Annotated in this window: 11 protein-coding genes; 8 read left to right on the forward strand and 3 right to left on the reverse strand. The window is 58.0% G+C overall.

What is annotated here, in order from left to right; translation table 11 throughout:
• Window positions 1-97: 97 nt before the first annotated feature.
• Window positions 98-397: a type V toxin-antitoxin system endoribonuclease antitoxin GhoS gene (gene ghoS / locus ACSJLU_RS10600; protein WP_025302606.1), complete on the reverse strand. Its 300-nt coding sequence runs from the start codon at window positions 395-397 to the stop codon at window positions 98-100.
• A 109-nt stretch (window positions 398-506) separates the two neighbouring features.
• Here ghoS and ACSJLU_RS10605 point away from each other — a divergent pair, with 109 nt between their 5' ends.
• The 6 genes from ACSJLU_RS10605 to ACSJLU_RS10630 all read left to right on the forward strand — a co-directional run bounded on the left by ACSJLU_RS10605 (window position 507) and on the right by ACSJLU_RS10630 (window position 8,164).
• Entirely contained in the window at window positions 507-1,172 is a 666-nt protein-coding gene (locus ACSJLU_RS10605) for a transglycosylase SLT domain-containing protein (protein WP_025302607.1), read from the forward strand.
• A gap of 307 nt (window positions 1,173-1,479) precedes the next feature.
• Window positions 1,480-2,205: a gluconate 2-dehydrogenase subunit 3 family protein gene (locus ACSJLU_RS10610; RefSeq protein WP_025302608.1), complete on the forward strand. Its 726-nt coding sequence runs from the start codon at window positions 1,480-1,482 to the stop codon at window positions 2,203-2,205.
• Window positions 2,206-2,207: 2 nt separating this feature from the next.
• A complete protein-coding gene (locus ACSJLU_RS10615; protein ID WP_025302609.1) occupies window positions 2,208-3,989 on the forward strand; it encodes a GMC family oxidoreductase in 1,782 nt (593 codons plus the stop codon).
• Window positions 3,990-4,001: 12 nt separating this feature from the next.
• The gene (locus ACSJLU_RS10620) at window positions 4,002-5,339 is read left to right on the forward strand and encodes a c-type cytochrome (RefSeq protein WP_043143369.1); all 1,338 of its coding nucleotides are present in this window, start codon (window positions 4,002-4,004) and stop codon (window positions 5,337-5,339) included.
• Window positions 5,340-5,596: 257 nt separating this feature from the next.
• On the forward strand, window positions 5,597-6,880 hold the full coding sequence (locus ACSJLU_RS10625) for a serine/threonine protein kinase (RefSeq protein ID WP_043143391.1): 1,284 nt from the start codon (window positions 5,597-5,599) through the stop codon (window positions 6,878-6,880).
• Window positions 6,881-7,030: 150 nt separating this feature from the next.
• A complete protein-coding gene (locus tag ACSJLU_RS10630; RefSeq protein ID WP_025302612.1) occupies window positions 7,031-8,164 on the forward strand; it encodes an ABC transporter substrate-binding protein in 1,134 nt (377 codons plus the stop codon).
• Between the two features lie 36 nt (window positions 8,165-8,200).
• Here the strand turns inward: ACSJLU_RS10630 and ACSJLU_RS10635 are convergent, their stop codons facing one another.
• Complete coding sequence (locus ACSJLU_RS10635; protein WP_025302613.1) at window positions 8,201-8,887, reverse strand: MarC family NAAT transporter; 687 nt, start codon at window positions 8,885-8,887, stop codon at window positions 8,201-8,203.
• Window positions 8,888-8,994: 107 nt separating this feature from the next.
• Window positions 8,995-9,222, reverse strand: coding sequence for a hypothetical protein (locus ACSJLU_RS10640; RefSeq protein ID WP_025302614.1), 228 nt, complete (start codon window positions 9,220-9,222; stop codon window positions 8,995-8,997).
• A gap of 223 nt (window positions 9,223-9,445) precedes the next feature.
• On the opposite strand from ACSJLU_RS10640, the gene ACSJLU_RS10645 reads away from it, so the two are divergent.
• Together ACSJLU_RS10645 and ACSJLU_RS10650 are read left to right on the forward strand one after the other, a co-directional pair.
• Window positions 9,446-10,495, forward strand: coding sequence for a YrzE family protein (locus tag ACSJLU_RS10645; protein WP_043143370.1), 1,050 nt, complete (start codon window positions 9,446-9,448; stop codon window positions 10,493-10,495).
• 240 nt (window positions 10,496-10,735) lie between these two features.
• The gene (locus ACSJLU_RS10650; protein ID WP_025302616.1) at window positions 10,736-11,359 is read left to right on the forward strand and encodes a hypothetical protein; all 624 of its coding nucleotides are present in this window, start codon (window positions 10,736-10,738) and stop codon (window positions 11,357-11,359) included.
• Window positions 11,360-11,376: the final 17 nt, after the last annotated feature.

The raw sequence follows: 11,376 nt of genomic DNA on the forward strand, positions 1-11,376 counted from the left end.
CAATATCAATTGAAGCGAAGTCAAGCGTCACTTGCCCACCGCCGGCGGGGTATTTCTCCAACTGAAAAAATAATACCGTCCGGGGAGTTATAGCATTTTATGTATCAGTATGTAACCGCTGAAGGTAGTCCTCACAGGCGCATATCGTCACCTCCGGCTGTTTTCCCAATGCCAACTGCCCGAACCCCTGCGCCAGGCGCAGTACATCCTCTTGATCCAGCACGGTTATGAACGCGAAACTGTTGCTGCCGAGCTCATGGTGAACGCCATTTTCGTCTGTCACCGACGTGACAAAACCTTCGCGCGTCAATTGCCCGGTCAGCTTCGCCAGGTCGGTTAATCCCGCTTCCTGATAGCGAAAAGTCACCACAAAGCAGTTTGTTGCAGATTGACTCATAAATCACCTCTTGGTATATGGATAGCTTGAGATTAGCCCAAAAAATTACTGCAGGTGTCCTTACAAGTTGTATATGCTACGCAACTCATTGAAAGGAGTGAGGGATTCTGTGAAAACAAAAATAGGTTGCCTTACGGCAATTTTGCTTTTGTCGGGGTGCGCCAAAGACCCACAAACGGCAAGCAATATTTCAGGCAGTGGCACAACGCGCGGCGGTTGGTTAAAACCCCCTCCGCAGGCACCGGTAAACCGCACAGGCACCCCGGTTGCTTATAACGATTACATTCGTCAGGCCGCCAGCAACTACGGCGTTGACGAAACGCTGATTAAAGCGATTATTCAGGTGGAGTCCGGGTTTAACCCGAACGTGGTCAGCACCTCGAACGCAGTGGGATTGATGCAGCTTAAGGCTTCTACCGCCGGCCGCGACGCCTATCGCATGAAAGGACGAAACGGGCAACCCAGCTCGCGTGAGCTGAAAGATCCGGCGGTCAATATTGATCTGGGAACGGCCTATATCAATATTCTTCAAAGCCAGCAGCTAGCCGGGATCAACAACCCTCAGACTCTGCGTTATGCCACCATCGTTTCGTACGTGAACGGGGCGGGTGCCATGTTACGCACCTTCTCCTCGGACAAGCGTGTGGCGGTGAATCGCATCAATCAGATGAGTCCGGACGAGTTTTATCAGCACATCCAGAAAAAGCACCCGGCACCGCAGGCGCCGCGCTATTTGTGGAAGGTGACCACCGCCTACCAGGCGATGTCGCAGTAACCCTCTCTTTTGTCGAATCGGCCGCTGAACGCGGCCGATTTTGTTTATGGCGCCGCTTAAGAGCACGACGCACCTCTCATTTTTCGTTATTTCCTCACCGGTTATCAGAAAAACCGCACAAAAAGTTAAATTTACGTTAGCAGATAAATCTTTACGTTCATTCAATAAGTTACCGGTAACATTTTTGCATTTGCTCGCATTCTGACCTTCAATAAATAGACAAATAAGTAACAAATTATTTTAAAAACCCGTATCGACCGCAAGGTTGCGGTTAAATAGTTGTGACTATCTTTGGATGGAATGTGACATGTCGAATCATAAAACCAACAATTCGCGGCGCGATTTCTTGTTGAAATCGATGACCTTAATTCCTGCGGCGGTAATTGGTGGCAGTGGCGTTGGCGCGCTGACGGCACCGGCACCAGCGGTCGCGGCCCCGAACACTTCAACGCAGAACGATTACCAACCGACCTTTTTCACCCCGGAAGAGTGGGCCTTCATCAGGGCCGCCGTCGCGCGCCTGATCCCGGCCGACGAACGCGGCCCTGGCGCACTGGAAGCCGGCGTACCGGAGTTTATCGATCGCCAGATGAATACCCCATACGCCACCGGCTCCATCTGGTACATGCAGGGGCCATTCAACCCCGATGTGCCGAAGGAGATGGGTTATCAGCTGCCGCTGGTGCCCAAGCAAATCTACAACCTCGGCATCAGTGACGCCGACGCCTACAGCAAGAAAACCGCCGGCAAGCCCTTCGCCGAACTGGATGGCGCGCAGCAAGACGCCATGCTGCAAAAGTTCGAGTCCGGCGAGGCGGAGTTCCAGCAGCTGCCGTCGAAACTGTTCTTCTCCTATCTGTTGCAAAACACCCGCGAAGGTTTCTTCAGCGATCCTATCCATGGCGGCAACAAAGACATGGTGGGCTGGAAGCTGATTAATTTTCCGGGCGCGCGCGCCGATTTTATGGACTGGGTTGAGCGAGGGGAGCGTTATCCCTTCCCGCCCGTCTCGATTCGTGGGGAGAGGGGCTGATCATGGCAACGGTAATGAAAAAAGTAGATGCGGTGATCGTCGGTTTCGGCTGGGTGGGCGCGATCATGGCCAAAGAGCTGACCGAGGCCGGCCTCAACGTGGTGGCGTTGGAGCGTGGCCCGATGCGCGACACCTATCCGGACGGTTCTTATCCGCAGGTGATCGACGAGCTGACCTATAACATCCGCCGCAAACTGTTCCAGGATCTGTCGAAAAGCACCGTCACCATTCGCCACAACAGCAGCCAGACCGCGGTGCCTTACCGCCAGCTGGCGGCGTTCCTGCCGGGCACCGGCGTTGGCGGTGCCGGCCTGCACTGGTCGGGCGTGCATTTTCGCGTCGATCCGATCGAACTGCGCATGCGCAGCCACTATGAAGAGCGCTACGGCAAAAACTTCATTCCGAAGGACATGACCATCCAGGACTTCGGCGTGACCTACGACGAGCTGGAACCGTTCTTCGATAAAGCGGAGAAAGTGTTCGGCACCTCCGGCACCGCCTGGACCATCAAAGGGCAGAAAGTGGCGCAGAAGGGCGGCAACCGCTTTGCGGCGGATCGTTCCAGCGACTTCCCGCTGCCGGCGCAGAAAAATACCTACTCCGCCCAGCTGTTCGAGAAAGCGGCGCTGGAGGTGGGTTATCACCCTTACAACCTGCCGTCCGCCAACACCTCGGACTCTTACACCAACCCGTACGGCGCGCAGATGGGCCCGTGCAACTTCTGCGGTTTCTGCAGCGGCTACGCCTGCTACATGTATTCCAAGGCCTCGCCGAACGTCAACATTTTGCCGGCGCTGCGCATGGAGAAACGTTTCGAGCTGCGCACCAACGCCAACGTGCTGAAGGTCAACCTGACCGACGACAAATCCCGCGCCACCGGCGTGAACTACGTCGATGCGCAGGGCCGCGAGATTGAACAGCCGGCCGATCTGGTGATCCTGGGCGCGTTCCAGTTCCACAACGTGCACCTGATGCTGCTGTCCGGCATCGGCAAGCCTTACGATCCGGTGACCGGCGAAGGCGTGGTCGGGCGCAACTTCGCCTACCAGAACATGACCACCATCAAGGCGTTCTTCGATAAAGACGTGTTCACCAACCCGTTCATCGGCGCCGGCGGCAACGGCGTGGGCGTGGACGACTTCAACGCCGATAACTTCGACCACGCCAAAGAAGGCTTCGTCGGCGGTTCGCCGTTCTGGGTCAACCAGGCAGGCACCAAGCCGATCTCCGGCCTGCCGACGCCTCCGGGTACCCCGGCCTGGGGCAGCAAATGGAAAGCGGCGGTGGCGGATGCCTACACCCATCACGTCTCGATGGACGCCCACGGCGCGCACCAGTCGTACCGCAACAACTATCTGGATCTGGATCCCAACTACAAGAACGTCTTTGGCCAGCCGCTGCTGCGCATGACGTTCGACTGGCAGGAAAACGACATCAAGATGGCGCAGTTCATGTACGACAAGATGGCGCCGATCGCCAAGGCGATGAACCCGAAACTGATCGCCGGCAGCCCGAAAAACGCCAACAGCCACTTCGACACCACCAGCTACCAAACCACCCATATGAACGGCGGCGCGGTGATGGGCGAGGATCCGAAGACCAGCGCGGTCAACCGCTATCTGCAGAGCTGGGACGTGCACAACGTGTTCTCGATCGGCGCATCGGCCTTCCCGCAAGGGCTGGGCTACAACCCGACCGGCACCGTGGCGGCATTGGCTTACTGGTCTGCCCGCGCCATTCGCGAGCAGTATCTGAAAAACCCAGGCCCATTGGTGCAGGCATAAGGACGGCGAACGATGAAAGCATTTGTACCGGCACTGGTTCTCAGTGCAGTGAGTTTTTCCGTTTGGGCGCAGGACGCCACCGTCAGCAGCGAGCTGATCAAGCGCGGTGAATACCTGGCGCGCGCCGGCGACTGCGTGGCTTGCCACACCGACGGCAAGAGCGGCAAAACCTTCGCCGGCGGTCTGGCGATGGAGACGCCGATCGGCACCATCTACTCGACCAACATTACGCCGGACAAGAAAACCGGCATCGGCGATTACAGCTTCGAGGATTTCGACAACGCGGTGCGTAAGGGCGTAGCCAAAAACGGCAGCACCCTGTACCCAGCGATGCCGTACCCGTCGTTCGCGCTGGTGAAAGAGGACGACATGCGCGCCATGTATGCCTATTTCATGCACGGCGTGCAGCCGGTGGAGCAGGCCAACAAGGACTCCGACATCCCGTGGCCGCTGTCGATGCGCTGGCCGCTGAGCATCTGGCGCGGCATGTTCGCGCCGTCGCCGGCGGATTTCGTCGCTGACGCCAAGGCCGATCCGGTGATTGAGCGCGGCCGCTACCTGGTGGAAGGCCTGGGCCACTGCGGTGCCTGCCATACCCCGCGCAGCATCACCATGCAGGAAAAAGCGCTGAGCAACAGCGAAAGCGACGACTACCTGTCCGGCAGCAACGCGCCGATCGACGGCTGGGTGGCTTCCAGCTTGCGCAGCGACCGTAAGGATGGCCTGGGCAGCTGGAGCGAAGCCGAGCTGACCGAGTTCCTGAAAACCGGCCGTAACGACAAGGCGATCGTGTTTGGCGGCATGAGCGACGTGGTGGAGCACAGCCTGCAATACCTGAGCGACGACGATCTGACCGCCATCGCACGCTACCTGAAATCGCTGCCGCCGAAAGACGGCAAGCAGCAGGCGGCACCGGTCGAAGACAGCGTGGCCAAGGATCTGTGGCGCGGTGACGACAGCAAGCCCGGCGCGGCGCTGTATGTCGATAACTGCGCGGCCTGCCACCGCACCGACGGCGTGGGCTATAAGCGCGCCTTCCCGTCGCTGAAGGGCAACCCGGTGGTGCAGACCGAGGACGCGACCTCGCTGATCCACATCGTGCTGACCGGCAACACCACGCCGGCGGTGCAGGGGGCGGTATCCAATATCACCATGCCGCCGTTTGGCTGGCGTCTGAACGATCAGCAGGTGGCGGACGTGGTGAACTTCATCCGTACCAGCTGGGGCAACAGCGCCAAACCGGTGAGCGCCTCCGACGTGGCCGACGTGCGTAAAGACCGCTCGATGATCCGCGACGAGAAGGAGATGGGCAGCGCCGAGGTGCCGGACCATCCGGACGCGAAGAAGTAAACCGCTTAAGGGCTCCGCAAGGAGCCCTTAGTTTTTCCTGCCCGTGCCGGTTTTTTCAGCATTTTCTGTTCGCAAATCATCCGTTCAGCCGATAAAACATAGACCCGCAGCGGATTTTTCATTATCCTTTGCCGTCCTTTCATCAGGCGTAAGTATGAAATATCGCTTTAATTCACTGATTACTATTAAAAAATTCGCGGAGAAGGATATCCCGTTAGGCGCAATCGTTGGCGCTGCAGATTAAGGTAGACTGTCTCATGAGTACGATTTCTCCCGATTCAGGCACGCTGACGGCCGCTCAGCCTGCCAAATGGAACAAAACCGACACCGTCTGGATGTTCGGTCTCTATGCCACCGCGGTGGGCGCCGGCACATTGTTCTTGCCGATCAACGCCGGTTTGAACGGCCCGCTGGTGCTGCTGTTGATGGCGCTGTTCGCTTTCCCGTTGACCTATTTGCCGCACCGCGCGCTCAGCCGCTTCGTGCTTTCTGGCTCCAGCCGCGACGGCAATATTCACGATGTGGTGGTGGAACACTTCGGCGTGCTGGCCGGAAAAATCATCATGATGCTGTATCTGATGGCGTTCTTCCCGATCGTGCTGGTGTACAGCATTTCGATCACCAACGCGCTGGACAGCTTCCTGATCCACCAGTTCCACGTGGCGCCGCTGCCGCGTATCTGGCTGAGTCTGGCGGTGGTCGTAGTGCTCAATCTGGTGCTGCTGCGTGGCAAAGACAGCATCGTGGCGGCGATGGGCATGCTGGTGTTCCCGCTGCTGGTGTTCCTGATGGGTATTTCGCTGTACCTGATGCCGAGCTGGAATACCGCCAACTTCGTGCACGGCCTGGCCACCACCCGCTTCGACACGCCGGGGCTGTGGCATTCACTGTGGCTGGCGGTGCCGGTGATGGTGTTTTCCTTCAGCCATGCGCCGATCATCTCCTCCTTCGCCTCGACGCAGAAGAGCCTGTATGGCGACAAGGCGGAGCGCCGCTGCGCGCGCATCATGCGCTACAGCTATGTGCTGATCTGCGTTACCGTGCTGTTTTTCGTGTTCAGCTGCGTGCTGAGCCTGTCCCATGAAGACATGCAGCAGGCGAAAGATCAGAACATCACGGTGCTGACCACGCTGGCCAACAAGTTTTCCAACCCGCTGATCGCCTATCTCGGCCCGGTGATGGCAATGCTGGCAATGGCTAAATCCTATCTCGGCACCTCGCTGGGGGTGACGGAAGGGGCGACCAGCCTGATCGATGGCGTCACGCGCGCGGTCGGCAAGCCGCTCAGCTCGCGCATGACGCACCGCATCTCGGCGGTGGCACTGTTCCTGCTCACCTGGGCGGCGACGGTGTGGAACCCCAGCGCGCTGCACATCATCGAAACCATCAGCGGCCCGCTGATTGCAGCGATCCTGTTCATCCTGCCGATGTACGCGGTGCGTGCGGTGCCGGCCATGCGCCAATATCGCGCGGCGAGCAACGTCTTCGTGCTGGTGATGGGCTTGATTGCGCTGTCGGCGCTGATCTACGGCCTGATGTGATCCCCTGGGCGCGCCGGCTCCGGTGCGCCTCTTATCCTTCCTTTACACATCCCTTTGCAATTAATCGCCGGCATGCTGGGCGTTATCTTTGATAATGCAAGCCATTCTCATTAGTATTTCCTGAATGTATTCATGACTAAGGAGTCTTTCGTGCACCGTCGAATCACTTTGCCGGCGCTGGTCTGCGCCGCCTTACTCGCCTCTCCGGCGATGGCCACTACCTATCCGTTGACCCTGACCGACACCTCTGGCCAGACGGTCACCCTCCCGCAGGAGCCGAAACGCATCGTGGTGCAGGACGGGCGCGACATTCTCACGCTGGCGCTGCTCGATCGCGCCAACCCGTTCGGCCGGCTGGTGGCCTGGAATAACCTGCTGAAGAAAAGCGACGCGGCGACCTGGGAAATCTTGCAGAGCAAATGGCCGGCGGCGAAAAACATCATCGATATGGGATTCAGCGATAAAGGCGAAGTGAATCTGGAGAGCGTGATCGCCAAGCGCCCCGATCTGATGATCGCCCAGCTGCGCTCCAAGCCTTCGCTGAGCCAAACCGGCGTGCTGGATAAGCTGAAGGCGCTGAACGTGCCGGTGCTGTTTATCGATACCATGCTCAAGCCGGTGGAAAACACGCCGAAAAGCGTGACGCTGTTGGGGGAAACCCTCAACCGTGAAAGCGAAGCCAAGCAATATACCGATTATTATCAGCAGCATTATCAGGCCATTCTGGCCAAAACGCAGGCGGTGGCACCCAAACCGTTGGTGTTCTTCGAAGCCAAGGCCGGTCTGAATGGCCTGGAATCCTGCTGCTTCACCCATGCGCACGTCGGCTGGGGCGCGTTGGTCGAAGCGGTCGGCGCGCGTAACATCGGTTCTGCGCTGCTGCCGGGTGCGACCGGCGACGTGGCGCTGGAAAAAGTGATCAGTATGAAACCGGATGCGTATATCGTTTCCGGCTCGCAGTGGGCCAGCAAGACCAATGCCGCGGTGCCGTTCGGCTATGGCGTGACGCAGCAGCAGGTGGATGAGGCCTTCAACCGCATGAAGCAGCGCTCAGGGTTCTCACAGGTGTCGGCGGTGAAGGAAGGGCGGTTCTACGGCATCTACCATAACTTCTACAACCACCCGTACAACATCGTCGGGCTGGAGTATCTGGCGAAGTTTATCTATCCGGCGCAGTTCCCGGATTTGGATCCGGCCAAGACCTACAGCGAGATCCTCAGTCGCTTTACCGAAGTGCCGGAAGGCAAGGGCATTTTGGGCGCGCAGGCGCCGGCGGGGAAATAACGGCAACGGGCGCGATGTCGCGCCCGTTTTGTATGATCAGGCGGTCGGTGTATAGGTGGAGATGATCTCCAGCACGCCGTTGATGATGAACTGAACGCCCATGCACACCAGCAGGAACCCCATCAGGCGCGAGATCGCCTCGATGCCGCTTTTCCCCACCAACCGCATGATGGCGCCGGAACTGAGCAGGCAGGCCCACAGGATCACCGCGACCGTCAGGAAGATGGCGACCGGCGCCACGGCCAACACCCAGGGTTCAAAGCCCAGCGAGTTCGCTTTGACGCTCGATGCCGAGCTGATGATCATCGCGATGGTGCCCGGCCCGGCGGTGCTCGGCATGGCCAGCGGCACGAAGGCGATGTTGGCCGACGTCTTGTGGCGCAGCTCGTGCGACTTGCTCTCCACCTCCGGCGCGTCTTCGGGGCTCTGCTGCGGGAACAGCATGCGAAAACCGATGAAGGCGACGATCAGGCCGCCGGCGATGCGCAGGCCGGGGATCGAAATGCCGAAGGTGTTCATCACCACCTGCCCGGCGTAAAACGCCACCGTCATGATGCAGAACACATAAACCGAGGCCATCAGCGACTGCTGATTACGCTCTTCGCGCGTCATATTGCCGGACAACCCGAGCAGCAACGCCACCGTGGTCAGCGGGTTGGCCAGCGGCAACAGCAGCACCAAACCCAGTCCGATGGCCTGGAATAACTGCAAAATACCCGTCATAAAATAGACTCCCTGTGCAACGTTCAAGCCGCCAAACGGCGGCCCATGAGCTGAACAGCCTAGCCTGCCGTACGCCTGGCGGCAATGGGGATAGCTCGTAACGTTAATTAACCGTCGGCCCGGGCGTTCAGCGTCGCCGGCCGGCGAAATTCGTCGGCGGGAGCCTCATCGTCATCGCCGCACTCGCCGGCGAGCTCAGGTTCATCCTCACACCCCAGCGGCGCCTCGTTGACCGCAATCGCGCGCGGCACCGAACGTGCGCCAAAATGCACCAGCCCATATAACGTCGCCAATGCCGCGCACGCCACGATGAGGGCTGCGAGTAACCGGTTCATGTTTTGCGCTAAGACCCTGTTCACTGGTGGATAGCGTAAGAATAGTGATGCTAAGACGGTCTGTCAGCGTATCGCCGCTGAGAGTAGACGCACTCTTGATGTTATTATCATTAATTATTTTTAACTGTTTTCACCCTTTAACCGCCTGATTGATGAAGCGAGTCTATAATGGTAAGGCTTTCTGGCATTTCTTTATAATCGAAAACTTAAAAGGAGTTTTACTATGGAAGTGGCAAAAGAATGGGTAGCGGCGAAAAAAATCTCCTGGGGCAGCGTCATCGGCGGCGTGATCACCGTATTGGCTGTTTCACTGTTGCTGTCGACGTTAGGCACCAGTCTTGGATTCTCCATCGTGGATCCGACATCAGACGATCCGATAAACGGCGCCGGTACCACCGTAGTGATTTGGTCCGCTGTTTCAATCATTATTAGTTTGGCCGCCGGCGCTTTTATTGCTGGGCGTTTGGCTGCTAATGACGGACTTATTCATGGCTTCCTGGTCTGGGCTACGTCACTGATTGTGGCGGCGGTACTGGGTGGGATGCTGGTCGGGTCTGCAGTGAAGGCGACCGGCAATGCGCTGGGCGCTATCGCTTCGACCTCCGGCAGCTTGCTCTCCGGCGCCGGTTCAGCGATTGGCAAAGGGGCATCCGGATTGGCGGACGCCGGCGGTAAAGTGTTTGACAAGTTGGGCATTGACACAACCTTGGAACCTGAACAGCTGCAAGGCGATGTGGTTACGGCGCTTAAAAAAAGCGGTATCCCGTCATTGCAGCCTGAATTCATGCAACAGCAGTTGAATGCGGCCAAAACTGATTTGGCGGACGCAGTAAAAGCCCTGGCACTTCAGCCTGACAATAGCGACGCCATTATTAATCAACTGGTCGCCAAGCTTAAAAAACAGGGTGAGGCCATCTCGCAAGATGTGGATCAAGACGCCCTGAAAAAGGCCTTGGCAGAAAATACCGATATGACGCCGCAGGAAGTGGACCAGACGGTGAAGAATTTGGTCGAAGCCAAAAATAAAACTGCGCAGCTGGTTAATCAGCGTTTGGATGACGCCGAAGCAAAAATCAATCAGGCAAAACAGGAGTATGTGGAGCTGAAACAGAAGGCGCGCGAACAGGCTGCCGCTGCTGCAGACGAATTGTCGCGGGCTGCATTATGGTCATTCTTTGCGCTGTTGATTGGCGCAGTGGTCAGTGCGTTGGCAGGCTTGTGGGGCGTTAATACCAATGCCCGCCGTATCGCGGTATCACCTGCGCAGGCGTAATCTTCGGGCTCCTTTGCGCGTCTCGATGATAGAGGGATGAGAGCCTGGAATACTGACGACGATGAAGTGACAGCCAGGAAAGACTGGCCCCACCCCGGCCCAGGTGCCGGGGTTTTTTTATTGTTTCGGCGTAATTAACGACCACCTTTCGCGTGGCTCAGGGCATTAGGCACCAATTGCCACGATCCCTGAGAACAGGTGGATACCATAGATGCGCTGTAAATAATAATGAGTGTGATTATGAAACAAGAACTGCATCTTTTACTGGGGAAAATCGGCGCATTCGCGCTTTCCGCCGCCTTCATGGCGGCATTGGTCGGCCTGGTGTTTATCGATGTGCACTGGCTGCATAACTTCGTTCATGAAACCTCGCTGACCGAAGCGGCACAGGAACTGTTGCTGCTCGCCATCTCCGGCGGTTTTTTCGCCGCGGCCCGGCGACAGGCTGAACGGCGTTCCGCCTGGCTGCTGGTTGGCGGCTTCTTTCTCTGCATGCTGATCCGCGAGATGGACTTCGCGTTCGATGCGTTGTGGCATGGCGCCTGGGTGTGGTTCGCACTGGCGGTCGCCTTGGCCTGCCTGTGGCATGCGGCACGGCATATTGCGGCCACGGTGCGCGGTCTGGCCTATTTCGTGACGCATCCCGGCTACGGCATGATGTGCGCCGGCCTGCTGTGCATTCTGGTTTTTTCACGCCTGTTCGGCATGAGCGCGCTGTGGCAAACGCTGATGCTGGACGGCTACAACCGAGTGGTGAAAAACATGGTGGAAGAGGGGTGCGAACTGTTGGGCTACGGCCTGTGTCTGTTGGCTACCCTCAGCTATCTGAAAGGCGTTTTGGCATCGAATGAGGCGAAAGTGTGAGGGCGGTGGCACTTTAT

The sequence above is a fragment of the Serratia bockelmannii genome (genome assembly GCF_051803255.1).
GTDB classification, from domain to species: domain Bacteria; phylum Pseudomonadota; class Gammaproteobacteria; order Enterobacterales; family Enterobacteriaceae; genus Serratia; species Serratia bockelmannii.